19 protein-coding genes are annotated in these 25,071 nt (G+C 70.7%); 8 read left to right on the forward strand and 11 right to left on the reverse strand.

The window, feature by feature from the left end:
- The first annotated feature begins 107 nt into the window (after positions 1 to 107).
- The 4 genes from F4553_RS31090 to F4553_RS31105 all read left to right on the forward strand — a co-directional run bounded on the left by F4553_RS31090 (position 108) and on the right by F4553_RS31105 (position 5,974).
- On the forward strand, positions 108 to 1,013 hold the full coding sequence (locus F4553_RS31090; protein WP_184843161.1) for a TIGR01777 family oxidoreductase: 906 nt from the start codon (positions 108 to 110) through the stop codon (positions 1,011 to 1,013).
- Positions 1,014 to 1,245: 232 nt separating this feature from the next.
- Complete coding sequence (locus F4553_RS31095; RefSeq protein ID WP_184843163.1) at positions 1,246 to 3,657, forward strand: Tex family protein; 2,412 nt, start codon at positions 1,246 to 1,248, stop codon at positions 3,655 to 3,657.
- A 189-nt stretch (positions 3,658 to 3,846) separates the two neighbouring features.
- The gene (locus tag F4553_RS31100; RefSeq protein WP_184843165.1) at positions 3,847 to 5,244 is read left to right on the forward strand and encodes an AAA family ATPase; all 1,398 of its coding nucleotides are present in this window, start codon (positions 3,847 to 3,849) and stop codon (positions 5,242 to 5,244) included.
- Entirely contained in the window at positions 5,231 to 5,974 is a 744-nt protein-coding gene (locus F4553_RS31105) for an HNH endonuclease family protein (RefSeq protein ID WP_184843167.1), read from the forward strand. The genes F4553_RS31100 and F4553_RS31105 overlap by 14 nt, the downstream gene beginning before the upstream one ends.
- Before the next feature lie 39 nt (positions 5,975 to 6,013).
- On the opposite strand, the gene F4553_RS31110 is transcribed toward F4553_RS31105, so the two are convergent.
- Positions 6,014 to 6,352 (reverse strand): hypothetical protein, encoded by a 339-nt coding sequence (locus tag F4553_RS31110; RefSeq protein WP_184843169.1) that lies wholly within the window; start codon positions 6,350 to 6,352, stop codon positions 6,014 to 6,016.
- A 165-nt stretch (positions 6,353 to 6,517) separates the two neighbouring features.
- On the opposite strand from F4553_RS31110, the gene F4553_RS31115 reads away from it, so the two are divergent.
- Genes F4553_RS31115 through F4553_RS31125 form a run of 3 tightly spaced genes read left to right on the forward strand, consistent with a single transcriptional unit; the run spans position 6,518 to position 10,456 of the window.
- On the forward strand, positions 6,518 to 7,495 hold the full coding sequence (locus F4553_RS31115; protein WP_184843171.1) for a P-loop NTPase family protein: 978 nt from the start codon (positions 6,518 to 6,520) through the stop codon (positions 7,493 to 7,495).
- 6 nt (positions 7,496 to 7,501) lie between these two features.
- Complete coding sequence (locus F4553_RS31120) at positions 7,502 to 9,985, forward strand: hypothetical protein (RefSeq protein ID WP_184843173.1); 2,484 nt, start codon at positions 7,502 to 7,504, stop codon at positions 9,983 to 9,985.
- Between the two features lie 21 nt (positions 9,986 to 10,006).
- Entirely contained in the window at positions 10,007 to 10,456 is a 450-nt protein-coding gene (locus tag F4553_RS31125) for a hypothetical protein (RefSeq protein ID WP_184843175.1), read from the forward strand.
- Positions 10,457 to 10,558: 102 nt separating this feature from the next.
- On the opposite strand, the gene F4553_RS31130 is transcribed toward F4553_RS31125, so the two are convergent.
- From F4553_RS31130 to galE, 6 genes are read right to left on the reverse strand one after another with little or no spacing between them, the layout of a single operon-like run.
- Positions 10,559 to 11,515: an endo alpha-1,4 polygalactosaminidase gene (locus F4553_RS31130; protein ID WP_184843177.1), complete on the reverse strand. Its 957-nt coding sequence runs from the start codon at positions 11,513 to 11,515 to the stop codon at positions 10,559 to 10,561.
- Positions 11,512 to 12,144: a spherulation-specific family 4 protein gene (locus F4553_RS31135; RefSeq protein WP_184843179.1), complete on the reverse strand. Its 633-nt coding sequence runs from the start codon at positions 12,142 to 12,144 to the stop codon at positions 11,512 to 11,514. The genes F4553_RS31130 and F4553_RS31135 overlap by 4 nt, the downstream gene beginning before the upstream one ends.
- Positions 12,141 to 13,472, reverse strand: a complete 1,332-nt coding sequence (locus F4553_RS31140; protein ID WP_184843181.1) for a hypothetical protein — start codon at positions 13,470 to 13,472, stop codon at positions 12,141 to 12,143. The genes F4553_RS31135 and F4553_RS31140 overlap by 4 nt, the downstream gene beginning before the upstream one ends.
- Complete coding sequence (pelF, locus tag F4553_RS31145) at positions 13,469 to 14,926, reverse strand: GT4 family glycosyltransferase PelF (protein WP_184843183.1); 1,458 nt, start codon at positions 14,924 to 14,926, stop codon at positions 13,469 to 13,471. Before pelF ends, F4553_RS31140 begins: the two co-directional genes overlap by 4 nt.
- 9 nt (positions 14,927 to 14,935) lie before the next feature.
- The gene (locus F4553_RS31150; RefSeq protein WP_184843185.1) at positions 14,936 to 16,963 is read right to left on the reverse strand and encodes a hypothetical protein; all 2,028 of its coding nucleotides are present in this window, start codon (positions 16,961 to 16,963) and stop codon (positions 14,936 to 14,938) included.
- Between the two features lie 34 nt (positions 16,964 to 16,997).
- Positions 16,998 to 17,963, reverse strand: coding sequence for a UDP-glucose 4-epimerase GalE (galE, locus tag F4553_RS31155; protein ID WP_184843187.1), 966 nt, complete (start codon positions 17,961 to 17,963; stop codon positions 16,998 to 17,000).
- A gap of 410 nt (positions 17,964 to 18,373) precedes the next feature.
- On the opposite strand from galE, the gene F4553_RS31160 reads away from it, so the two are divergent.
- Complete coding sequence (locus tag F4553_RS31160; protein WP_184843189.1) at positions 18,374 to 20,848, forward strand: DEAD/DEAH box helicase; 2,475 nt, start codon at positions 18,374 to 18,376, stop codon at positions 20,846 to 20,848.
- Between the two features lie 144 nt (positions 20,849 to 20,992).
- Here the strand turns inward: F4553_RS31160 and F4553_RS31165 are convergent, their stop codons facing one another.
- The 4 genes from F4553_RS31165 to F4553_RS31180 form a co-directional block, all read right to left on the reverse strand.
- Positions 20,993 to 22,447, reverse strand: coding sequence for a M1 family metallopeptidase (locus tag F4553_RS31165; protein ID WP_184843191.1), 1,455 nt, complete (start codon positions 22,445 to 22,447; stop codon positions 20,993 to 20,995).
- Between the two features lie 42 nt (positions 22,448 to 22,489).
- Complete coding sequence (locus F4553_RS31170; RefSeq protein ID WP_184843194.1) at positions 22,490 to 23,089, reverse strand: LysR family transcriptional regulator; 600 nt, start codon at positions 23,087 to 23,089, stop codon at positions 22,490 to 22,492.
- 144 nt (positions 23,090 to 23,233) lie between these two features.
- Positions 23,234 to 24,031, reverse strand: coding sequence for an SGNH/GDSL hydrolase family protein (locus F4553_RS31175; RefSeq protein ID WP_184843196.1), 798 nt, complete (start codon positions 24,029 to 24,031; stop codon positions 23,234 to 23,236).
- A complete protein-coding gene (locus F4553_RS31180) occupies positions 24,031 to 24,858 on the reverse strand; it encodes a phosphotransferase (RefSeq protein WP_184843199.1) in 828 nt (275 codons plus the stop codon). Before F4553_RS31180 ends, F4553_RS31175 begins: the two co-directional genes overlap by 1 nt.
- Between the last annotated feature and the right edge of the window lie 213 nt (positions 24,859 to 25,071).

The following is a 25,071-nucleotide window of genomic DNA, read 5'->3' on the forward strand; positions in this document are numbered from 1 at the left end:
CCACCCCCACCGTTCGGCGCTCCACCGTAGCAAGAGTCGTAGTTGAGCATTTGCTCAAGTGGGCGTACGCTTCGAATTGAGCGAGTGCTCAACCTGAGGAGGGTGACGTGAAGGTCGTGCTGGCCGGTGGATCCGGTTCGCTGGGGCGGCGGATCGCGGACGTGCTCGCCGCGCGCGGCGACGAGGTGGTCGTGCTGACGCGCACGGTGCGGCCGGGTGCCGCGCACCGCCAGGTGGCCTGGGATGGCGTGACGGTCGGGGAGTGGGCCGACGAGCTCTCCGGCGCCGCCGTGGTCAACCTGGCCGGGCGGCTCGTCGGGGACCGGCCGACGGCCGCCAACATCGCCCTGCTCACCAGCTCCCGCGTCGAGCCGACCCGGGCACTCGCCGAGGCGGCGGCCCTGGTGGCGGTCGCGCCGCCGGTCTGGGTGCAGATGTCCACGATGGCGATCTACGGCGACGGCGGCGACCGGCCGATCGCCGAGACCGCGCCGGTCGCGGACGGTCCGGCGCAGATGGCCGGGGTGGCCCGGCCGTGGGAGGCGGCGGCCGAGGGCGTTCGGGCCGATCGGCAGGTCGTGCTGCGGACCGGGATCGTGCTCGACCGCGACAGCCACGCCCTCGACATGCTCGCCACGCTGGTCCGGGCGGGTCTCGGCGGCCGCTGGGGGACCGGCCGCCAGTGGGTGAGCTGGCTGCACATCGACGACCTGCTCGCGATCGTGCTGCGTGCCCTCGACGACCCGGCGATCTCCGGCGTCGTCAACGCGACCAGCCCGCGCCCGGTGCGCAACGCCGAGCTGATGGCCGCGCTGCGCAACGCCCTGCGCCGGCCGATCGGGCTGGCGAGCCCCGAGCCGCTGCTCCGCCTCGGCGCGGTGCTGCTGCGCACGGATCCGGAACTGGCGCTGCTCGGCCGCCGCGGCGTCCCGGAGAAGCTGCTCTCCGAAGGCTTCACCTTCGCCTACCCCGACCTCGCCCCGGCCCTGGAGGACCTGCTGCGGCGCTCTTAGCACCAACTCTTCAAGAGTTGGTGCTAAGAGGCGCGCCCTGACCGCGCGGGGCTGCCGGCTCAGGCGCGCGGTCGACGTCCGCCGCGCGGACCCACCCCCCAAAGCCGCAACTCTTGAAGAGTTGGTCCTAAGGGGGTGGCCTGCGGCGGGACGGGGATGCCGGCAACGTGATCGGGGGACTTCGGCGGGGCGGCGCGCGGTGACCGGCGGCCGCCCGGCACAATGGCACCCCGTGACGACCTCCATCAGTGCGCGGATCGCCGAGGAACTCGGCGTACGCGAGCGCCAGGTGAACGCGGCAGTCGAGCTCCTCGACGGCGGGGCGACCGTGCCGTTCATCGCGCGCTACCGCAAAGAAGTGACCGAGATGCTCGACGACACGCAGCTGCGGACGTTGGAGGAGCGGCTTCGCTACCTGCGCGAGATGGAGGAGCGGCGTACCGCCATCCTCGAGTCGATCAAGTCGCAGGGCAAGCTCGACGAGGCCCTGGAGGCGCAGATCTGGGCGGCCGACTCCAAGGCCCGCCTGGAGGACATCTACCTGCCCTACAAGCCCAAGCGGCGGACGAAGGCGATGATCGCCCGCGAGGCCGGACTGGAGCCGCTCGCCGACGCCCTGCACGCCGACCCGACGCTGAACCCGCAGGACACGGCTGCCGCCTATGTGGACGCCGACAGGGGCGTCGCCGACATCGCCGCAGCCCTCGACGGTGCCCGGTCGATCCTCATCGAGCGTTTCGCCGAGGACGCCGACCTCGTCGGCACGCTGCGTGAGCAGATGTGGTCGAAGGGACGGCTCGTCTCCAAGGTCGCCACCGGCAAGGCCGAGGCCGGGGCGAAGTTCTCCGACTACTTCGACTTCGCCGAGCCCTTCACGAAGCTGCCGTCGCACCGGGTGCTGGCGATGTACCGAGGTGCCAAGGAGGAGATCCTCGACCTCTCGCTGGAGCCGGAGCCCGTCGACCCCGAGAACCCGGTGGTGGGGCTGAGCAGCTTCGAGCTGCTCGTGGCCCAGAAGTTCGGCATCGGCGACCGGGGGCGCGCCGCCGACAAGTGGCTCATCGACACCGTGCGCTGGGCCTGGCGTACCCGGATCCTGGTGCACCTGAGCATCGACCTGCGCGGGCGCCTCTGGCAGGCCGCGGAGGACGAGGCCGTGCGGGTCTTCGCCACCAACCTGCGGGACCTGCTGCTCGCCGCGCCCGCCGGCACCCGCGCGACGATGGGGCTCGACCCGGGCCTGCGGACCGGCGTGAAGGTCGCCGTCGTCGACGCGACGGGCAAGGTGGTCGCGACCGAGACGATCTATCCGCACGAGCCGCGGCGGCAGTGGGACCAGTCGATCGCCGTGCTCGCGCGCCTCGCCGACCTGCACAAGGTCGACCTGATCGCGATCGGCAACGGCACCGCCTCGCGGGAGACCGACAAGCTCGCCGGTGACCTGATCAAGACGTTCCCGCAGCTCAACCTCACGAAGGTCGTCGTCTCCGAGGCGGGCGCGTCGGTCTACTCGGCCTCCGCCTACGCCTCGCAGGAGCTGCCGGGCATGGACGTGTCGCTGCGCGGTGCGGTCTCGATCGCCCGTCGGCTGCAGGACCCGCTCGCCGAGCTGGTCAAGATCGATCCGAAGTCGATCGGCGTGGGGCAGTACCAGCACGACCTCGCCGAGGGCAAGCTCTCCCGCTCGCTCGACGCGGTGGTCGAGGACTGCGTCAACGCCGTCGGTGTCGACGTCAACACCGCCTCCGCGCCGCTGCTCGGCCGGGTCTCCGGCATCACCGCCGGACTCGCCGAGAACATCGTCGCGCACCGCGACGCCAACGGTCCCTTCCGGACCCGCAAGGCGATCAAGGACGTGGCGCGGCTCGGCCCCAAGGCCTTCGAGCAGTGCGCCGGCTTCCTGCGGATCCCGGGTGGGGAAGACCCGCTCGACGCCAGCTCCGTGCACCCCGAGGCCTATCCTGTGGTACGCAAGATCGCCGCGGCCGCCACCAACGGCGACCTCACCGGGCTGATCGGCAACACGGCGGTGCTGACGAAGCTGAAGCCGCAGGAGTTCGCCGACGAGACCTTCGGCATCCCGACGATCACCGACATCCTCAAGGAGCTGGACAAGCCGGGTCGAGACCCGCGTCCGGCCTTCAAGACCGCGACCTTCGCCGACGGCGTCGAGACGATGAACGACCTCAAGCCCGGCATGCTGCTGGAGGGCGTGGTCACCAACGTGGCGGCGTTCGGGGCGTTCATCGACATCGGCGTGCACCAGGACGGGCTGGTGCACGTGTCGGCGCTGTCGCACACGTTCGTCAAGGACCCGCGGGACGTGGTGCGCTCCGGTGACATCGTGCGGGTCAAGGTGCTCGAGGTCGACGTACCGCGCAAGCGGATCTCGCTGACGCTCCGGCTCGACGACGACCACACGGCCGCCGCGGGTAATGCCCAGCGCACCCGCGAGGGCGGCGGCAGCGGCCGTCCCGGCGGCCCGCCGCGCAGCGGTGGCGGAGGTCAGCAGCGCGGCGGCGGTGGCGGTCAGCAGCAGCGCCAGGGCGGTGGTCGGCCGGGGCAGCAGCCCAAGCGCGACGAGCCGTCCGGCGCGCTCGCCGACGCCCTGCGCCGGGCGGGCCTCGACAAGCTCGGCAGCTGAAGCCCGACGCCCCCCGGCCCGACCCAGGCCCCAGGCCCCGGCCCGGGGCAGGCCCAGGCTCGGCTCCGGCGCCTGCGTTCGGGCCGTCGCGCCAAGATCGTCGCAACTCTTGAAGAGTTGGTCCTATCGTGGAGGTCGGCTCGTCGTCGTCTCGACAGCGAGCCGACCATCGAGGAGTAGTCGGTCGCCATGCACATCAGTCAGGTCGAGCTCGAGAACATCAAGGGCTTCCGGGACGGTCCGCAGGGACTCAACCTGGACTTCACCCGCCGCGACGGTTCGCTGCCGCGATGGATCGTGCTGGCCGGGCGCAACGGCGCGGGCAAGTCGACACTGCTGCAGGCCATCGCGCTGGCCGTTGCCGGTCCGGAGGTGACCGGCAAGCTGCAGAGCTCCTTCACCGACTGGATCCATGAGGGCGGGACCACGGCCACCGTCACGGCCCGCCTGCGTCGCGGACGCGACGACCAGTACCTGAGCAGCGACGGATCGGAGGGTGTCGACCGTCCATGGGTCAGCATGACCTGGATGCGGGACGCCCGCGGGCCTGAGCCGCTCCGGGTGCTGGGCCTCTACCCCGACCCCTCGTCGTCCGGGCTCAGGTCGCTGATAGCCCGCAACGAGGTGGCTCATGAGATGACTCAGACCGGTCCGTGGGCGCCGAACCCGCATGGGTGGTTCAGCGCCGGCTACGGTCCCTTCCGGCGGCTGCCGCAGGCTGCTTTCGACGGGTCGCGGTCATCGGTCGCCGCGGGGCGGCTCGCCAACCTCGCCAATCTCTTCTGGGACGAGATGTCCCTCGCCGACTCGGTACCCTGGCTGCAGCAGATCTACCTCCGCCGGCTCGAGGGCGACGCCGATGCGGCTCTCGTCGAACGGGCGATGATCGGGCTGCTCAACGACGGTCTGCTCCCCGAGGGCATGCGGGTCACCCGGATCACCTCCGACGGGCTCTGGGTTCGACCGCCCCAGCGCGAGGAGCTGCCGCTGCGGATCCTCAGCGACGGCTACCGCACCGTCGCGGCCCTCGTCCTCGACATCGCCAAGCAGCTCCTGCAGGCCTTCGGCACGCTGGACTTCACCGAGAACGGCGGTCGGGTCCGCATCCTGCACTCCGGTGTGGTGCTGATCGACGAGATCGACCTGCACATGCACATCTCCTGGCAGCAGCAGATCGGGTTCTGGCTCAAGGAGCACTTCCCGAACATCCAGTTCATCGTCAGCACCCACAGCCCGTTCATCTGCCAGGCGGCGGACGAGCGCGGCCTGGTGCTCCTCCCGTCGCCGCGGGAGGACCGGCCCGCCGTCATCGTGACCGGGGAGCTGTTCAACCGGGTGGTGAACGGCTCGGTCGACGATGCCGTCATCACCGACCTCTTCGGCATGGAGTCGCCCTATTCACGGCCCGCCGCCGAGCTCCGGGACGAGGTCGCGGCGCTGGAGGCGATCGCGACCAGCGACGAGATGACCGACAGCCAGGAGGAGCGGCTGGAGACGCTGCGGGGGAAGCTGCCGCGGACGGTCTCGGCCGACGTCGCCGATGCGCTCAACCGGCTCACAGGCGGGTCCCGCGGTGCGGAGGATTAGCCGCTTCGCACTGCCGCAGGCCGCTCTGGTCAAGCTCAGCTCGAACACGGAGGAGATCCGGCGGCTGCCGCCCGGCAAGCAGCGGGCGGATCGGGCGGTGGCGCTCTGGAAGCGGCTGCCCATCGGCACCAAGCGGTCCATCCAGGGTGTGCTCGCCGCGATGAGCACCGGACTGCAGCGGTGCATGTACTGCGAGGACGGCCAGGGCACGGACATCGAGCATTTCCGTCCTAAGTCCGCCTATCCGCTGCACGCCTTCGTGTGGGGCAACTACCTGCTCGCCTGCTCGCACTGCAACAGCAACCACAAGCGGACGGCGTTCCCCCTCGATGCGGACGGGACCCCGCTGCTGATCGACCCGACGGTCGACGACCCGGTCGAGCACATGGCGCTCTCGCCGAGCACCGGGCTGTTCGAGGCGCGCGACGCGAAGGGCACGGCGACGATCGCGGTCTGCGGGCTCAATCGCGACGTGTGCGCCTCCGGCCGGCAGGACGCCTGGGTGTCGCTCAGCCAGCTCGCCATCCGTTACGCCATGCTGCGCGATCGGGATCCGGCCAGCTCGCATGCGGAGGAGATCCTGCGGGCGGTCCGGCGGTACCCGTTTCAGTCGGTGCGCGTACACATGGTGGAGATCTTGAAGTCACCGCGGGCCGCGCGGTTGCTCGTGCAGCCGGAGACCCGCCAGGCTTTCGAGCGCTACCCCGAACTCGCCGGCCTTTCGGCATAGTGTCCAGGCGTCGCCCGTTCCCGTCCGGGACGGTGGGGTTCAGACGCCGCGGTCTGGGCGCTTGCGCCCCTGTCGGAGCTGCAGGATCGCCACCAGGAGTGCGGCCGTGCTCAGGACGGCGCTGAGGAGTCCGCTATGGGTGTCGATCCAGTGCGCTATGTCGATGCCGGTGGCGTCGATCGGGCGGCCCTCGGCCGGCGGGGGCGGTGGCAGCACGGACTGCTGCTGCCCGCGGTCCGCCGCGAGGAACAGCAGCAGGGACGGGACTGTCAGCACGGCGAGAATGCCGAACGTCAAGACGATGATCGTGATCTGGCTTCGGCGGTTGCGCTTGTAGCGCAGCTCGGCGTCGTCATAGGGGACTTGCTTCAGGGGCACGCGTCGCAGGTTAGCGACCGGCCAGGCCGAGTGCAGTAGGCCGAAGGGTGCATGAGTTTTGTAAGATCGCCGCGCACAATTGTCGATTGTCATCCATGAATGCGGCGCCCACACCCGTTTCACGTCCGTCAGTTCTTCGCGGACACGAGAAATGAGGTGGCGGACGTGAATCAGGATGGGCTCCCATCGTGGCGCCGCATCGTCCTGTGGGGCGGGCCGCACGCCGGAAAGAGCACCCTGGCCGCCGCGGCGTGCGTCACGCAGTTCGTCGAGGTCGACGGCGGGACCTGGCAGGCACTGCCCGGCGGGACCGACCCGGAGCCGGGAATCTACGCCGAGTTGGGCAAGCTGCTCCAGGAGGACCGCCTGCTGCCCGACCCGGATCTCGACGGGGAGACGCGGGTGCGGCTGAACCTCCGCGGGACCGTCCCGGTGCCGGGCCCCCGTCGCACGTGGTGGCAACGGCGGCTGCGGGGACCGGTCCCGCCGGTGGCGACGCGGGACCTGATCGCGAGGATCGAGCTGCTCGATCGGCCGGGTGACGACTACCGGCACTTCGTCGACGTTCGACCGGAGGACGACCAGCGCCTGAGTGCGCTCGCCGACGCGGACGGTCTGGTCTACGTCTTCGACCCGGTGGCGGAGATCCGGCGGGAACGATCGAATCGCAGCTACCAGACGAGGTTCCTTCGACTGCTGAGGAGGTGGGCGCAGGAGGAGAACATGCTCCGGGCGCGCAACTACCTGCCGCACCGGATCGCCGTCTGCGTGACGAAGTACGACGAGACCGAGGTCTACAACCAGGGCTGTGTCGGGGGATTCGGCACCCAGGGGCCCGACGACACCCGGACTCCGCGCGTCTCCGATGTCGATGCCGTCGACTACCTGCGGTGGATCTGTCGGCAGCACGGCGCCGATGACGTCTTCGCCGCCATTCGCAACAGCTTCGATCCGGAGCGGGTGCGATACTTCGTGACCTCGGCGACCGGTTTCTACGTCCGGCCCGGTGAGTCGTTCGACGCCAACGATCACGCCAATGTCGAGGCCGATGGAAAGTCGATTCGAGGCCTGGTCCGCCCCGTCAACGTTCTCGAACCGCTCATCTGGCTGGCGATGCCCTACGCCGAGACCGTGGAACGGTAGGCGATGGTGGGAGAGTTCGAGTGGCGCCGGGCGGTACGCGACCAGGAGCGGGGCGCGGTCGGTTTCACGGTCAGGACCGATCGGAGCACGGCTCACCACCAGGCGGAGCTCGATTGGATCACCCGTCGGATGGCGCCGGGCAGCCCGGAGTACCGCGCGTCCGACGAGGAAGCCGCACCGTGGGTGGTCTTCGGCGGCGCGATCTCTGACTTCCTGGGGGCGAGGATGGGCCTCGCCATCGTGAGATGGCCCCCGCCGCCGCCGATCCTGAACGCCGCCCGTGCGCCGATCAGCGTGCTGCGCTACCTGGACATGGACTTCGCCGCCGCGGCCGAGGTCGGGCTGGGATATGACGAGCTCCACCTCCTCGGACACGAGGTGTCGCCACCGCCCGGCGATCCGGTGCGCTTCGAACTGCCTGAGCCCCAGGATCGTCAGTGGATGTCCACCCGGCTCCAGGAGAGCTTCGAGGAGTACGCCCGAGTCGCCGCACTGCTCGTGGACGGCGCGCCCGTGGCGGTGAACGGAGCGGTTCAGCGCGGGCTTCGCGACCGCATCATGTTCCTGGAGACGGTCGCCTCACTGCTGCCCTACGGCCTGCGCGCGGACCTGGTCGCCGCGACGCACACCTCGCCGCGGACGAATCACGACATCCGGCTGGGCCTGGGCATAGCCGGTGATCCGTCGCATCGGCAGGTCACCTGGCGGGACCAACTCCGCGACAGCGTCGTTCCGCCGTTTCTGACCCGGCACGGTGAGGAGTACTTCCGCTGCCTGCGGGCCCTGCGCGATGCCACCGGCGATGCGGCCGAAGTCGTCCGGCTGCTGCGTGAGACGCGACAGCCGCTGTCCTTCGGCGATCAGGCGACAGTCGTGGGCGTGGTGGTCGAGCTGGCCGGGCCCTTGATCGTGTGGCTCAACATAGTCGAGGAGCGGGCGACGCTGATGGAGGTACGCAACGCGATCATCACCGGTTCGATGAGCAGCCTCGGCCGGGAGCAGTGGCGGGAGTTCGTCACCTACCTGGCGAACCGAGGGGACCGGCACGACCTCGAATACATCGGCCGGCTGGAGTCCGAGCTTCCCAACGTCGTGTTCGAGGAGTTGGTCGATCGGATCATCGTGGGCCCGGACGAGCAGGTGCTGAGCCGCTACTGGGAGATCGCGCAAGGGCTGGGAATGGCCGAGCGGCTGTTGATCGGGCTCGCGTCCACCGCCCGCGAGGACCGCAGACGAGTCGGTACCCCGGTGGTGACCATCGTCGTCCGGCTGCTCGTCCTGCTCGACGGTCCACCGGCGGACTGGGCCGAGCTGCAGGCGGTGATGAGCACGGACCCGGGACTCTGCGCGGAGCTGCTCGGGTCACTCGCGGTCTCCGACCGGATCGGTCAGGAGGAGCTGCAGGCCTGGGCCGAGTGGCTCGGAGCCGGTCGCCCCGGTGGGCCGGCGGAACTCCGCCCCTTCGCGGCGGCGATTCTCGGCGGTCCGGAGATCACGGCGGTGGAGGCGGCGGCGCTGGCTGCGGCCGGACCCCGGCAGGTCGCCGCGGTGCTCCTCGCCGCGGGCAGATCCGGCGGCCTCGCCCACGTGCTGCGCCATCTCTTCGCCAAGTCGGTCGCACTGGTGGACCAGGCGACGGACTGGCGCGACGACATCGGCCGCATCGTCGCCGAGGACGCGGCGCTGCCGCCCGAGCTGCAAGCCTACGCGGACATCCTCAGCGTCATCGCCAACGGCAAGCAGCGGCAGTTCGCCATCGACGCGGACGACGAGCAGGCTGGGCGCTACGGACGGGCGGTGCAGGCCGTCCTTCCGTCCCTGTCGAATGTGACCGTGGCCGACTCGCTGCTGGGACGGCTGGTCGAGCTGGTGTTCGGCGTTCCGGGCCGGGGGCTGTCGCACAGCGACTCCGCGTTGCGGATCGCGATCGCCATGGCTCCCGCGGGTGGGATCCGCAACGCGCAGAACCCTGTCGTCCGAGCGATCGGCGCGGCCGCCGCGAGGGACCTCTTCGGAGTCGACTCGCTGCCTCCGGACTGGCGGGAGATGACGGTGGCCTCCTCGACGGTCCTGTCGATGAGGGAGTTCGAATCCGCCGTGCGGCGCCTGGACCAGCCGGGTGAGCTCGCCGCCCACTGGATCCGCTGCTATCAGGCGGGGTGTCTGACGAGCCAGCTGGTCGCCGCCCTGTGGCGGTGGCCGTCGGTCCAGCGCCCGGAGCGGGTGGGGCTGCTGCTGGACCACGTCTTCTGGGCGCTCGCCTCCGACCACCCCGACGCTGCGAGCGACCACTACGCGGAGTGCCTCCGCCTGCTGGCCGAGCCGGCCCGGGACCGCTCGCGGCCGGCGACGGAATTCCACGCCTACCTCGCCGTTCGTGCCCAGCTCGATCTGCGCCGCGCCGCCGCGGCGCTCCGGGTGAGCCAGGCGGTCGTTCCCGCTGTGGCGGCGAGCGGTGTGTGGACGCGATCACTCGAAGGGGAGGGCTGAGGATTGAGGATCTGGCTCGGCATGGCGGACCTGGCCGCTGATCGTCCCGCGTTGCTGCGACTGGGCGAGATCGCCATCGCCGTCGCGGCGATCCTGCTGCTCGTCGTGGTTCTCGTGTGGCTTCGCAACAAGCCGAGGCTCAGCGGATCACTGGAGCTGAGCTGGCTGGCGCAGGGCCCGCTGGGGCCGAACGACGTGCTGTCGATGCAGGGGACGATTCCCCTGTGGGGATGGCGCAGGCGGATCGGCGGCAAACTCGCCCAGCACGGCTCGCCCGGTGTCGCGGTCACCGCCCCGGGCAGCGGATTCGTCCGGTGCCGCAACATCACGACGGGCAAGTCCACGGATCGTCAGCTGGAGATCGAGTACTGGCCGAGGCGCATGGACGGCCGCCGCGACGTGCGACGGTGCGACCCCCGGTCATCGGTGACCATCAACGGGGTGCTCTTCTTCTGGTCCGACGAGCCGTGATCGCGTTGTTTCCCGGAAACAGTCCCCTCGCGCGCACTCCGAGGGCCCAATTTCCGGGAAACAACGCGATCATGCCGCGCGCCGCGCCGCGCCGCGCCCGCGTTACGGGCAGGAGACCCGGTGGGCGCCGAGGGCGAACTCCTTGCCGATCGAGGAGAACCCCAGCGGCTTCGCGACCGGGCAGAACGTCGAGGCGGGCAGCTCGTACTCGGCGTGGAAGACCGGTTTGCCCGCCGCGATGAAGACCGCCAGCTCCGAGCACTCGCGGTATTTCACGCACTCCTCGTTGACCGCGAAATCCATCACCGGCGCGAGCTCGGCGGCCTGCTCGACGTCGTTCTTCAGCCCGACGGCGAGCCCGGTGTCGTGGGCCAGCTTCGCGATCCGCCGGTTGAAGGCGAGCTGGTCGGCGGCGCTCAGCGGGAACCCGCTGTCGTTGGCGTAGGCATCCACATTGTCCGGTTCCACGGCGTCGAAGCCCTTGTCCCGGCACATCCTGAAGCGCTCGGTGAGTACGGGTTCCAGCAGGTCCCAGCGCCGGATGTCGACCCAGCGCTCGCCCGACCAGCCGGTCAGCCCGCGCCCGAGCACCTCCGCCGGATAGCGGCGCCGGTCCGGCCGGAACTCCTCGTAGGCGCCCGCGTTGACGTAGCAGATCACCCTGCGCCCGGCCCGGTGCAGGGTCGCGACCTGCTCGGCCGTGGTGGTGAAGGCGTCGAGGTCGTAGACGTCGGCCTGCACCGACAGGTCGAGCTTGCCGGAGAGCTGCCACTGCCAGGTCAACCCGGCCCGTGGCTGCCAGCGCGGCCCGCTCGAGCGGACGCCGGGCGACGCCGAGGACGGCGCGCCGGTGGCGGCGGCGCTGGCGGCGGGGGCCGCGGGGGTGGACGGGGAGGTGCCCGGCGCAGCGGTATCCAGCAGCGACGGTCGGGTCGCTGCGACGACCGGCCGATCCGGGTCGTCCGCCGGATAGTTGGCGAGCGCCGTGACACCGAGCCAGATCGCGACGGCCACGGTCACCCCGGCCGTGACGGGCAGCAGCGCGCGGCGGGCGGTCATCGCTGCACCGCCGCGGTCGCGCGCAGCCAGGACGGCACCCCGCAGTAGGGCAGCGGCATGTCGAGGTCGGTGACGAGGCCGCCGCCGGCGAGCCGGGTCATCCGGGCATGGGCCTCGGGCAGGTCCCAGCTGTCCACGCCGTAGATGAGGTGCGCCGCGTTGGGCCAGTCCGGCTCGTCGGGCAGGTGGCGGTAGGCCGCCCAGGACCCCTCGAAGGTGCAGATGAGGTCTGCGAGCGGGGCGTAGGCGGGGTGCGGCCGGGTGCCCGGGTTGAGGACGACCATGCCGCCGGTCCGGCGGGTCAGCCGCGCCACGGTCAGCAGCGCGGCCGGGTCGGTCGGCACCTGGTCGAAGAAGATCCCCTCGACCGGGTAGCGGTGCCAGGCGACCAGGTCCCGCTCGACCTCGTCCTCGCTGCGCCGCTGGTAGCTGAGGTCCACATAGCCGAGCATCGGCACCCGCGCCGCCCGCAGCAGCTCCGTCGCCTCCACATAGGAGGCGTCGAGGTCGCCGCCCGGCCCGTTGTGGACGTTGACGATCGCGGTCACGAACGGCCCGGCGGCGGCGACCGCTCGCCAGGCGTCCGGATCGACGAGCGGATGGACGTAGAGCGGGATCAGCATCGTCATCGATAACTCCAGGGATCCTTCATGGCGCTGACGGCTTCCAGCAGTGCGGGCGGATAGAGGCAGAGCAGGATCAGGGCGCAGCCCTTCGTGAGCGCGACCGGCATGGTCGAGAGCAGCACCGGGATGGCGAGGGTGCTGAAGCCGATCAGCGCCCCGGCGAACCAGACCAGCGCGGTCGCGCTCATCGGCCGCCGGTGGGCGACGAGCACCAGGCAGAGGGCGTTGATCCCGGCGAGCAGGGTGGACGAGGCCACGGCCCAGGCGTCGGGCGATGCCGCGACGAGGGCGACGGACGCGCCGATGACCAGCGGCAGTGCGAGTGCCAGCCCGGTGCCGTTGCCGACGCGCCGCACGTGGCGGCGGAAGGCGGCCCGATCCGCGAGCCGCGCGCGGCCGTCGGCCACTCGCCGCTGGTGCCACAGCAGCATCAATTCGGTGAGGGGTACGCCCACCAGCAGCGGAGCGGAGGTCGCGGCCGGTGCCACGGTGCCCGCCAACTGCAGGACGACGAGCACGAAGAGCACGGCCTGCCCGGCCCCCACGACACCGTGCCCGGCCGCCGTGGCGTAACGCCGCAGGTCGGGCCGCCACGGTGACCCGCCCCGGCCGAAGGCGGGCAGGTAGGCGACGACGAGCATCGCGGTGAGCGAGATCCCCAGCGCGGCGACGCCGACGTTCCCGGCACCGGCGATCAGCGCACCGGCGGCGATCCAGCAGCCGGAGGCGACGGCGAGCGTACGCCGCTCCATCCCGGTGACGAGCGCCGCCGTGTTCGCCGCGAACAGGGCCAGCTGTGCGGCGCTGACGAGGTACGACGTGAGCGAGGCACCGGAGAGCACGAGCAGGGTCGTCCAGATGGCGGCGAGGGCCCCGAATCCGAGCGCCAGCCGCCGGGCGGCCCCGGCCCGGCCGGACTCGTTGGCGGAGCTGTAGCCGAGGTAGGCGAGCGACTGCGCGGCGCCCCAGCCGGCGATGAGCAGCCCGGTCGTGGCGTACCAGGGGAGGGTTCCGAGCAGTGGTGCCGAGCCGACCGCGACGACGGTGGGGGTGAGGTAGAGCCCGGCCCGCACCATCGCGCTCGTCACCGGCAGCCGCAGGCGCCCCTGCAGCGTTGGCGGGTCGGGCTGTCCGATGGTGGCGAGGACCTGCCGGGCCAGGGCGAAGACGGAGGAGTGGCCGTAATCGCGGTCGGCCACCCGGTCGTTGATGCCGGTCGATTCGAGGATGGCCGCGACCTCGTCGGTGTCGGCGGCCCAGCCGAGGCGGGCCTGCATCTGCCGGGCCAGCAGCGCCGAGGCGGGTGCGACCGGCACCAGGTCGGCGCTCATGCGGCCCCGCCCGTCAGGAGCTTGTAGCGTTCGAGGTAGGCGTCGAGGCAGCGGCGCAGGGTGAAGCGCGCAAGCGCCCGCTCCCGGCCGCGCCGGGCGAGATCGAGCCGCAGCTCCCGATCCCGCAGCAGCGTGATGCACGCCTCGCCGAAGGCGACCGGGTCGCGGGGCGGGACCACGATCCCCGCGTCGCCGACCATCTCGGCCACTCCGCCGACGTCCGTGCTGACTGTCGCGCGTTCACACATCATCGCCTCCACGATGGTGTAGGGCATGCCCTCGGAGATGCTCGACAGCGCCGCCACGTGTCCGGCCGCGAACGCCTCGCGGCTGCTCGCCACAGGCCCGGCGAAGGTGACGGCGTCGGTCAGGCCCAGCTCGGCGGTGAGCTCGTGGCACATCTCGGCATAGTCGGTGTTGCCCGCCGGTACGGGTCCGGCGAGGTACAGGCGCGCGTCGGGTATCTGCGCCCGGACCACGGCGAGCGCCCTGATCAGGGTGGGCAGGTCCTTGAGGGGGTCGATCCGACCGACCCAGGAGATCGTCGGCGTCGACGGCTCCTCCGGCAGGGGCGGGAAACGCTCCGGGTCGACACCGTTGGGGATGATCGTGATCCGGGCGGGGTCGGCGCCGTGGCGCTCCTCCCACCGCTGGTTGAAGCCGCTGACCGGGGCGAGCAGGTCGGCCTCGGCGTAGGCGAGCCGCGCCAGGGCCCGGTGGAACCGCAGCAGCGCCACCTTCACCCCCGGTGACTGGTCGCCGGTCGAGAGGTAGCGCTCGCGCAGGTAGACGCCGTGCTCCGTCATCAGGAACGGGGTGCCGAACCGCCACTTCGCGGCCAGCGCCACCAGGGACGACAGCCCGTTGGCGTTGGCGTGGCACACGTCCACCGGTGGCAGGACGGCCGCCAGCGGGCGTACCGAGTGCTCGATCAGGACCGCGGCCTCGTCGGCGTCGCGCAGGGTGAGCGGCGGCAGCGGCCGCGTGCCCGTGCCCTGCGCGGCGTGCCAGGCGTCGAGGAGGAGCTCGGCGAGCGGCAGCCCGTAGAGCGGGTGCCGGCCGGCGAGCCCGTGCCGGGGGCAGGTGATGGGGGAGTCCCGACAGCGCTGGCAGGACGGCCGGATGTCGGCCCGGTGCGGCATCGCCAACTCGCGCAGCGCCTCCCGGAAGGTGGCGAGGTGCTCGGGGGAGTCCCCGAGCATCCCCGCGCACATCCGCGCCGCCGCTTCGGTCAAGCGGCGGCGCGGAGCCCGGGGCCTGCCCCAGACGGGTACGGCGGTCAGCGACGCCACGTTGCCGGGGACGGTCAGGGCCGGGGTCACCGACGCCTGACCGACCATGGTGACCAGGTGCCAGTCGATGTCGGTCAGCCCGCGGACGAGCTGATCGCACCAGGTGCTGACACCACCGAGCACGTAGGGGTACGTGCCCTCATTGATCAACGCGACGCGCATCGGGTGTCCCTACGGCAGGCGGAGCAGCTGCTGGCCGTTGCCGCTGAGGCTGGTCCAGCCCGAGCGCTCCGGTCCGTAGACGGCGCCGTACGGCCCGGTCAGGATCTCCAGCCCGAGGATCGAGAGCATGACGACCTGCGTGTTCGCCGGGACGGTGATCGGCACGGCGACGGTGCTGCCGTGGTTGACGACCGTGACCCGGCCGTTGAGCAGATAGGCCTCGACACTGCGGGCGGCGACCGCGGTGCGCCAGGCGGCCTGCTGGCTCTGCAGCGTGGCCACCTCGCTCATGCGCGGCACGACGATCGGCGTGGCGGTGGTGAAGGCGGCCCGGTAGGTCGCGAGGATCGAGTCGAGCACCGGGTAGACGATGCGGTCCTCGGTGATGTTGGACTGGTGCACGTAGTGCGGCGCCGGTGAGCCGCCGATGATGTGGCCGTAGGCGATCCGCGTCTCGATCGGCACGATGTAGCTGTCGAACCCGGTGACCGTGTCGAGCGGCTCGATGCAGGTGGAGGACGGGTTGTTCTCGCAGATGCCCGAACCGCCGTCGGCGACGCTGGTGTAGATCCAGTTGTACTCGTCGACCTCCTCGGCCTTGGTGGCGACGTTGTAGAAGATGTTCATCGGGTGCCTCGGCACCGTCCGCGCCGCGCCGACCGACCGCGGCGCGGGCTCGCGGGAGGCGTCGGAGGCGAGCACCGTGATGGCCGCCTGCGCGAGCGCCGGTGCCAGGTTGGGGTTGTCGACCGCCATCTGCGGTGCCGTCTTGAGGCCGGAGTGTTCGCCGGTGACGACCTCGGCCTTGTTGATCGTGATGCCCTTGCTCTGCGCCCAGGTCACGTTGTCGGTGAACTGCGCCTTGATCTCGGCCTGCGAGGCGTAGACGATCTGCCCGGTGACCGGGTCGGTCGCACAGTGCCACGGCACGGTGCTGAAGTCCTGCACGCAGCCCAGGTAGGCGTGCGAGTAGGTGTGGTTGAGCCAGCGGAACTGGGCCCGGTCGGCGACGAGCTTCGCGGTCAGCGGGTCGGTCGGACCCGCGTCGACGCTGCCCTCGGCGTTGTAGGCGAGCTCCAGCTTCATCCCCTGCGCGTTCTGCCAGGCTTCCAGCGCCGTCACGTCGGCGGCGGTCATCCGGATGTCGGCGGGCGGGTTCGGGATCTCCGGGCAGCCGTCGCCGACGGTGCAGTTGCGCGCGGTGTCCCAGCGGGCGTCGGGCAGCAGCACGTCGTCGACGTGCACGCTGAACCAGTTGCGCCAGTAGCCCAGGTGCACGCCCTGGGTCAGCCACGTGACGAGACCGTGCCCGAGCTGCAGCGCGACGTTCTGGTACTGGTTCATCGCGAGGGTGATGACGAGCTCGTCGTGGTTGCCGTTGCGGTAGACGCCGATGATCGCGCCCGAGGTCTCGCTCGCACCGTTGACGAGCGGGGTGTAGGTCGCCCCGGCCACCGGCTCGGCGAGGTAGCCGTAGCTCTCCGAGACGTTCGGGTCGACGTCGTCGATCGGCAGGACGCCGTTGAGGTAGCCGAACCCGGCCGCCTGACCGGCAGAGGTGACCGAGAGCTGGCCGCCGTCGAGGACGCCGCTCCAGGTCGTGGTCAGCCCCACCGCCGCCGTGGGCGCGGTGTAGGCGTCGATCTGGCGTACGCCGAAGGTCTGCTCGAAGGTCGCGAGCACCGCGAGCTCGGCGGGCGGGAGTGCGTGCTCGTTGGGGAGCACCACGCCGTTGTACTTGGCCCGCGGGCGGCCCGAGACGGTGTCGGAGAGGGCACCGGCGGTCAGCGCCGGGCGACCGGGCTGGTTGAGGTCGACGGTGTCGTAGGGCACGCCCTCCCGATCCATCTGCGCGGTGATGACACCGACCCCGGCGGAGCCGTCGCTGAAGACGAGGACGCGGAGGTCGACGCGGACCCCGCTGGCATAGGCCTCGGCCGGGGCGGCGGCGAGGGCCGTCATCGCGAGGCTCGCCGCCGCGCAGGCCGCGACGAGGCGGGCCGCCCGGCGACGCGGCGGGGATATCGAGCGGAACAAGGATGTCTCCTTATATCGAAGGGGTTTAACCTGGTCAGACGGTGGCCAAGCTCCAGTCACCGGCTGCTGAGCGGACGATGTCGTCCAGTCCGAAGCGCGCGGTCCAGCCCAGGCGCGCGGAGATCTCCCCGACCCCGGCGACGACCTCGGCGGGGTCGCCGGTGCGGCGGGGCCCGACGAGGTAGGGCAGCGGCCCGACCGTCCGGCTGACCGCGTCGATCATTTCGAGCACGGAGACGCCCTCGCCCCGGCCGACGTTGAGCACGTCGGCCGAGAGCACCCCGCCGGACAGGGCGAGCGCGGCGTGCACGTGGGCCTCGGCGACGTCGCGCACGTGCACGTAATCGCGGATCGCGCTGCCGTCCCGGGTGGGGTAGTCGCCGCCGTGCACCGTCGCCGCCGAGCCCGTCCGCGCGGCCAGCAGCAGCTTGGGAACGAGGTTGGTCAGCCCGGTGTCGCGCAGCGCCGGGGCGGCGGCACCGGCGACGTTGAAGTAGCGCAGGGCGGTCCAGCGGAAACCGGCGCTGGCGGCGGCGTCGCGCAGCAGCCACTCGCCGACGAGCTTGGTCCGGCCGTAGGCGTTCTCGGGGACGGTCTGCGCGGTCTCGGCGATCGGCCCGGGGTCCGGCGGGGTGCCGTAGACGGCGGCGCTGGAGGAGAAGAGCACGTGCGGCACGCCGTGGGCGATGACGGCGCTGAGCACCGAGCGCAGCCCGTCGAGGTTGTCGCGGTAGTAGCAGAGCGGGTGCAGGGTGGACTCGGCCACGTCCTTGCGGGCGGCGAGGTGGATTATCCCGGTCGGCCGGTGGCGGGCGACGGCTGCGGCGACCTCGGCGGGGTCGCGGACATCCACCCTGACCAGGGGTACGCCCTCGGGTACGCGGGCGGCGGAGCCGGTCGAGAGGTCGTCAACGACGACGACCTCGGAATCTGCGGCGATCAGAGCGTGGACGACGTGCGCACCTATGTACCCGGCGCCGCCGGTCACCATCCAAGACATGCCCTTACAACGATGGTTAGTTGATTAGTTACGGGCGTGTCGGTTGCGTGACAGTGAGTGAGTACGAAAGTTCAACTCACTCGTACTTTTGGCTCTATTTAAGGGTTTTCCTGCTCGGTGTCCGGTCTTAATGTACCCCCGGACATAGACGATCCCCGAGGCGCCCGCTCACGCGGCCGGCGGGACTAACGCCGGAGACACCTCGGGGATCGGGTAGCTGTCATAAGTCGCCGCACCGCTGTCACACGGTCTCGACAAACCCATGTCAAGGACAGCGGCTAGCGAACAACCACCTCAAGAGTCCTATTGCCGTTCAAAGCGGGACCACCTCCTTTCGCCGTGTACCGACGACGATAGCCACGCGATCTAGCGACCGGCAACAGAATTTGTTGTGGGACGATCAGGGGACCATGACGCTCACCGACCGCCTCCCAGACAGCCCGGATCCCGACGCGCTCTTCGACGCCTTCGCGGGCTGGGTGTCGGAGCAGGGGATCACCCTCTACCCGGCGCAGGAGGAGGCGCTGATCGAGATCGTCTCCGGCGCCAATGTCATCCTGAGTACGCCGACCGGCTCCGGCAAGAGCCTCGTCGCCGCGGGCGCGCACTTCGCCTCGATGGCCCTGCGCCGGCGCACCTTCTACACCGCGCCGATCAAGGCCCTGGTCTCGGAGAAGTTCTTCGCGCTCTGTGCCACCTTCGGCCCGGACAATGTGGGCATGATGACCGGCGACGCGGCGGTCAACGCCGACGCCCCGATCATCTGCTGCACCGCCGAGATCCTCGCCAACCTGGCCCTGCGCGACGGCGAGGACGCCGACGTCGGCCAGGTGGTGATGGACGAGTTCCACTTCTACTCCGAGCCCGACCGCGGCTGGGCCTGGCAGATCCCGATCATCGAGCTGCCGGATGTGCAGTTCATCCTGATGTCGGCCACGCTGGGCGACATGTCGCGGTTCAAGGAGGACCTGACCCGGCGTACCGGTCGGCCCACCTCGGTGGTGAGCTCCGTCGAGCGGCCGGTGCCGCTGCACTACTCCTACGTCACGACGCCGCTGCACGAGACGATCGAGGAGATGCTCTCCACGAAGCAGACCCCGGTCTACATCGTGCACTTCACCCAGGCCGCCGCGCTGGAGCAGGCGAGCGCGCTGATGAGCATCAACATGTGTACGCGGGCGGAGAAGGACGCCATCGCCGAGCTGATCGGCAACTTCCGCTTCACGGCCGGCTTCGGCAAGACCCTGTCCCGGCTGGTCCGCCACGGCATCGGCGTCCACCACGCCGGCATGCTGCCGAAATACCGCCGCCTCGTCGAGCTGCTCGCCCAGGCCGGGCTGCTCAAGGTCATCTGCGGGACCGACACGCTCGGCGTCGGCATCAACCTGCCGATCCGCACCGTGCTCTTCACCGGCCTCAACAAATTCGACGGCATCAAGATGCGGCTGCTCAAGGCACGTGAGTTCCACCAGATCGCGGGCCGGGCCGGCCGGGCGGGCTATGACACGATCGGCCGGGTCATCGTGCAGGCCCCCGACCACGTCATCGAGAACGAGAAGGCCGTCGCGAAGCTCGCCGGTGATCCGAAGAAGCTGCGCAAGCTGGTCCGCAAGAAGCCGCCGGAGGGCTTCATCGGCTGGGGCGAGCCGACCTTCGAGCGGCTCGTCGCCGCCGAGCCCGAGGCGCTCACCTCCAGCTTCCACGTCAGCCACTCGATGGTCCTCAACGTCATCGAGCGCGGCGGCGACGTCTTCGACAACATGCGCTTCCTGCTCACCGACAACCACGAGACGCCGACAGCCCAGCGGGCGCACATCCGCCGGACGATCGCGATCTACCGCGCGTTGCGGACAGCCGGGATCGTCGAGCAGAGCGAGAGCGGCGAGATCAGGGTGACCGGCGACCTGCAGCTGGGGTTCGCGCTCAACCAGCCGCTGTCGCCGTTCGCCGTCGCCGCGATCGAGCTGCTCGACGCGGCGTCGCCGACCTACGTCCTCGACGTGGTCTCGATTATCGAGTCCACGCTGGAGAACCCGCGCCAGATCCTCTACGCCCAACAGGACAAGGCGAAGGGCGACGCCGTCGCGCGGATGAAGGCCGACGGCATCGAATATGAGGAGCGGATGGCGCTGCTGGAGAACGTGACCTACCCCAAGCCCCTGGAGGAGCTGCTGGAGGTCGCGTTCGACAGCTACCGCAAGGGCCACCCGTGGGTCGCCGACCAGGTGCTCTCCCCGAAGTCCGTCGTGCGCGACATGTTCGAGCAGGCGATGAGCTTCGTGGAATATGTGAGCTTCTACAACCTCGCCCGCTCCGAGGGGCTGGTGCTGCGCTACCTCGCCGACGCCTATCGCGCGCTGCGCCAGACCGTGCCCTCGGACGCCAAGACCGAGGAGATGCACGACCTGATCGAGTGGCTCGGCGAGCTGGTCCGGCAGGTCGACTCCAGCCTGCTCGACGAGTGGGAGCAGCTGCAGAACCCGGGCGCGATGCCGGTCGAGATCGTGCCGCCCGCCGTCACCCGCAACGTGCGCGCCTTCCGGGTGCAGGTGCGCAACGCGCTCTTCCGGCGGGTGGAGCTCGCGTCGCTGCGCCGCTTCTACGACCTGGGCGAGCTCGACGGCGAGAGCGGTTGGGACTCCGATGCGTGGCGCGAGGCGCTGGAGCCGTACTTCGAGGACTTCGACGAGATCGGCACCGGCCCGGCCGCGCGTGGACCGGCGATGCTGCTCATCACCGAGGAGCCGGGGGTCTGGCGGGTCCGGCAGATCATCGACGACCCCGACGGCGACCACGACTGGGGCATCTCCGCCGAGGTCGACCTGGCCGAGTCGGACGAGCAGGGCGAAGCGGTCGTCCGCATCACGGATGTGGGCCGGCTGTAGCCCACCCACCCACCCACTTACCTGAATTTTAATGCTGGACACGCCACAAAAACTGCAACCAATGTCAGGATCGATCTCGCGCTGAGAGTTGATCCTGACATTGGTTGCAGGCTGGACGGCGTGTCCAGCATTAAAATTCAGGGGTTAGCTGATCTTGGGGGTGGTGGGGGAGTCCAGCCAGGTGTTGATCAAGGTGGTGAAGTCCTCGCCGGTGTGCTTGTTGACGAAGGCGATGAACGCCGCCCGGTCCTGCGCCGTGTTCCGGTGCTGCTGCACCCAGTCCCTGGCCAGCGCGAAGAAGCGCTGATCGCCGATCTTCTTGTGGATCTGGTGCAGCATCAGCGCCGGGCAGATGTAGACGTTGCTCTCGGCGAAGCGGCCCGGGTCCGGCTTGCCGGGCGGCCCGGCCCGCTCGCGCAGGTCGGTGTCGACGAGGCGGATCTGCCGCTCCCAGCTGCTCATGCTGATGCCGTCGCGCTCGTTCATGTAGAGGTACTGGACGTACATCGCCCAGCCCTCGTTGAGCCACAGGTCCCGCCAGTTCGAGGTGGTGACGGCATCGCCGAACCACTGGTGGGCGTACTCGTGGAGCAGATCGCCGTCGATGCGGTCGCTCCGGCTGGCGCCCATCGTGATCATCTGCTGCGTCTCCATCCCCGAGGTCGAGGCGACCAGGACGACGCCGGCGGTGTCGAAGGGGTAGGGCCCGAACCGCTCCTCCAGCCACGCCAGGTGTGCGGACCCCTTGCGCAGGGCGGGCAGCACATCCTCGTCGACGCCGGGGCGGTACCAGTAGGTCAGCGGGATGCCGTGCGGCCCCGTCGCCGTCTCCTTCCGGTATTTCCCGACGACGAGGGTGGTGAGGTAGCTCGCGACCGGGACGGAGCTCGCGTAACGGAACGTATTGCCCTGCTGGCCCTTCGGGGTGCCGCTGGCGATCCCGGACCAGCCCGCGGGCACCGTGATCGCGATGTCGTAGAGCGCCTTGTCGGAGGGCTGGTCGTTCACGGGGTACCAGGTGAACGCCCCGAACGGCTCCTGCATGGTCCAGAGCCCGCCCTCGCTGGTGATCGTCAGCCCGAGCTCCTCGACATCGGCGCGGTGCGACGGCATCGGCACGGTGTCCGGCGTACCGGTGTAACGCACCACCACCGTAGCCGCGGCGCCCGCCTTCAGCGGCGCGTCGACGACCAGCTTCGAGCCGGAGACCTTCGCGGTCCGCGCGGCGCCGTCCACGGTCACACCCCCCAGCCGGTACGCCGAGGAGAAGTCCAGCCGCACCTCGGCGAGGTCCTTCACGGCCCGGAGCTTGACGTCGGCCACCCCGGTGAGGGTCTTCGTGGCGGGCGCCCAGGTGAGGTCGAGCCCATAGCGCAGCACGTCCAGCCCCGGATTGCCGTACTGCGGATAGATCGGATCGGCGATCGGGGTCGACGAGCCGTCCGTCGGACCGGCCGGGGCGGTCGGGGCGGGACTGCCCGACGGCAGCGTGGCCGGAGCCGGGGTGGGCAGGTCGGGCAGGCTGATGGGGTGGCTCGGCGTGCAGCCGCCGACCAGCGCGATGGCGACTGCGGCGGCGACGAGGGGGGTGCGGCGCATCCGGCCACCCTAGAGCAGGCGGCCGGCGTGGCGGACCCCGCGTCAGCCCCGTTCGGCCCGGGCGTCGAGCGCGGCCTGGGCGAAGGCCCGGTGCACGCTCGTCTCGCCGGTCGCCCGCCAGGCGAGGCCCCAGCCCCGCTCCGGCGACTCGTCGACCGGCAGGCAGATGATGTCGGGCTCGTCGACCGGCAGCGGGCTGAGCTGGATGTCGACGTCACCGGCGCGCAGCGGTCCGAAGGGGTCGCTGTGGTGCACCTCGCGGATCTGCAGCTCGCAGCCGGGGTGCCGGGCGCGGAAGAGCCGGGTGATCGGCGCGAGCTCTTGGCCCAGGGTGCTGGTGATGCCGAGCGCCAGGGTGCCGGTGTGCCCGCGCGCGCTCGCCGCGGCGGTGGCGAAGCCGTCCTGGATGCGCCGGTAGCCCGCGTCGAGATCGGCGTAGAGGTGCCGGCCGATCGGGGTCAGCGCGACGCGCGGGTCGTCGCGGCCGTTGGCCGGCTCGAAGAGCGACGCGCCGACGCGCCGTTCCTGCTCGGCGATGGAGAGGCGGACCTGTTCCGCCGAGAGCTGCAGCCGATCGGCCGTACGGCCGACGTGCAGCTCCTCGGCGAGCGCGAGGAAGATCTCGATGTCGCGTAGTTCCACGCCAGGCCTCCGTCATCGATAACGCTATGGATTATCGACCATTCGCGGATCATGCATTGTTGGTGGGCTGCTGGGTTGCGATTGTGGACTGACTCGCGACGGATTGGCAAGAGCCCGGGCTGTTTCTGACGCGCCCTGGTGGCGCTACTCGGAACCGTCGGCGTTCTCGACCGGGGTCGGCAGTGGACGTTTCGCGGTGATCCCGTCGCCGGAGGACCGGCCGCGCAGGTGGCGGCCGATCCACGGCAGCAGGTAGCGGCGCAGCCACAGCACCTCGGCGCGGGCGGCGGCGAGCGCGCTCCGGTCGGGCGTGCCGGGCAGGGGCCGGGTCCACGAATCGTCGAATCCGGGCAGGCCGGCGGCGTGGGCGAGGCCGAGCGCGATCCGGGCGTGCCCGTCGGAGTTGGCGTGCAGGCGGTCCTCGCTCCACAGGCGCGGATCGGAGGCGACCGGGTGGACCCCGAGATCCAGCAGGATCGCCCCGCTGCGGGCGCTGGCCTCGCGCAACGCCTCGTTGAGCGCGGCGAACCGGGGCCGCAGCGGCTTCGCCATCGGCATCACCGGTCCGGGGTCGGGCATCGTGAAGGTGAGCACGGTCGCACCCTGGCTGACCAGGGCGTGCTGCATGGCGAAGACGTGCTCGCCGACGGCCGCCGCGTCGAAGGAGCGGCGCAGCACGTCGTTGGTGCCGGAGACGACGGTGGCGAGGTCGGGCCGCAGGTCGAGCGCGACCGGGAGCTGCTCGTCGTGGATCTCCGCGGTCACCTTCCCCCGGATCGCGAGGTTGGCATATTCCAGGCCACCTTCGGGGCCGCTGTCGCGCTGGGCCCGCGCCACGTGGGCGGCGAACCTGTCCGCCCAGCCGCGGAAGCCACCACGGCCGTCGGGGTCGTCGAGACCCTCACTGGTGCTGTCGCCGATCGCCACGTACCGCTGGAACATCAGGCAAGGCTAACGGCCCGCCGAGCGAGGTTGATATTGGCGGTCAGGGTCGACCGCATGGACTCCGGGACCCGGCCGTCGCGCAGGTGCACCCGCCACTCCCGGCACGCGAGCAGCATCAGGTGCACGGCGTAGGACCGGTCGATGCCCTCCTGGCGTACCCGGTCCTCGATCAGGGGTGCCACCCACGGGTTGCCGGGTGCCCAGAGCAGGCGGATCACGGCCCAGTCCACGCCGGGCAGCCGCAGCCCGGTGTGCTCCAGGTCGATCAGGCCGACCGAGCCGGGCGAGATCAGGATGTTGGAGGCGAGCGGGTCGCCGTGCTCCGGCCGGACCGCGGTGGCCCCGTCGAGGAGCTGCTCGACGAGCTCCCGGTCCCGGGGGCGGAGCTGACCGGAGGCCGCCTGGCGGTCGATGAGGGACGCGGTGGGCAGCTCCGCCGGGCCGAGCGCCGTGCCCGCCGACCACGAGTGCAGCTGGGCGAGAGCGTCGAGGACCCGCCAGACGCCGATCGGATCCAGCCCCGACGGGTAGCGCCCCGGCGCCAGGACCGTCCCGGGCAGCCGCTCCAGCACCAGGCATCGATCGGTCTCGTGGAGCAGCTTCGGCAGGCGGACCGGGGGCGGATGCTCGCCGAGCGAGGCGTAGAGTCCTCGCTCCCAGGCCTGCCGCTCGATCCAGTGCGGATCTTCGCTGGTCAGGACCTTCGCCACCACGGCCCGGCCACGGAAGGTCCCGCTCACCACATAGGACTTGTCGCTGTCCCGGATCGTTCGCTCGGTGATCACACCGATCGCGTCGAGGTGTGCGAGATGCGATTCGCTCACGATGACCGAGACTACTCGTGAATTCTGAAACCCTCCCAGGTGTCGTATATCCGAAGACAAAGTAGCCAAGCGGCTGAGGTCGTGGGTCTTGCGGATCACCGCGCGTGGGCAGAGTCTTCAGGGTGGTCAGGTCACCACAACAGGAGGTGCGCGGTATGGCCCGATACCGTCGCGACCACCGGAGAGATACGGTCTCCGGGCACAGTAGACGCG

The sequence above is a fragment of the Allocatelliglobosispora scoriae genome, from assembly GCF_014204945.1.
Taxonomy (GTDB): domain Bacteria; phylum Actinomycetota; class Actinomycetes; order Mycobacteriales; family Micromonosporaceae; genus Allocatelliglobosispora; species Allocatelliglobosispora scoriae.

Coding starts and splice junctions, on each gene's coding strand:
- F4553_RS31175 (WP_184843196.1), bottom strand. CDS start 24,031: ATGTTCCAGCGGTACGTGGCGATCGGCGACAGCACCAGTGAGGGTCTC.
- F4553_RS31135 (WP_184843179.1), bottom strand. CDS start 12,144: ATGACGATGCTGATCCCGCTCTACGTCCATCCGCTCGTCGATCCGGAC.
- F4553_RS31130 (WP_184843177.1), bottom strand. CDS start 11,515: ATGACCGCCCGCCGCGCGCTGCTGCCCGTCACGGCCGGGGTGACCGTG.
- F4553_RS31140 (WP_184843181.1), bottom strand. CDS start 13,472: ATGAGCGCCGACCTGGTGCCGGTCGCACCCGCCTCGGCGCTGCTGGCC.
- F4553_RS31165 (WP_184843191.1), bottom strand. CDS start 22,447: ATGCGCCGCACCCCCCTCGTCGCCGCCGCAGTCGCCATCGCGCTGGTC.
- pelF (WP_184843183.1), bottom strand. CDS start 14,926: ATGCGCGTCGCGTTGATCAATGAGGGCACGTACCCCTACGTGCTCGGT.
- F4553_RS31160 (WP_184843189.1), top strand. CDS start 18,374: ATGACGCTCACCGACCGCCTCCCAGACAGCCCGGATCCCGACGCGCTC.
- galE (WP_184843187.1), bottom strand. CDS start 17,963: ATGTCTTGGATGGTGACCGGCGGCGCCGGGTACATAGGTGCGCACGTC.
- F4553_RS31125 (WP_184843175.1), top strand. CDS start 10,007: ATGGCGGACCTGGCCGCTGATCGTCCCGCGTTGCTGCGACTGGGCGAG.
- F4553_RS31100 (WP_184843165.1), top strand. CDS start 3,847: ATGCACATCAGTCAGGTCGAGCTCGAGAACATCAAGGGCTTCCGGGAC.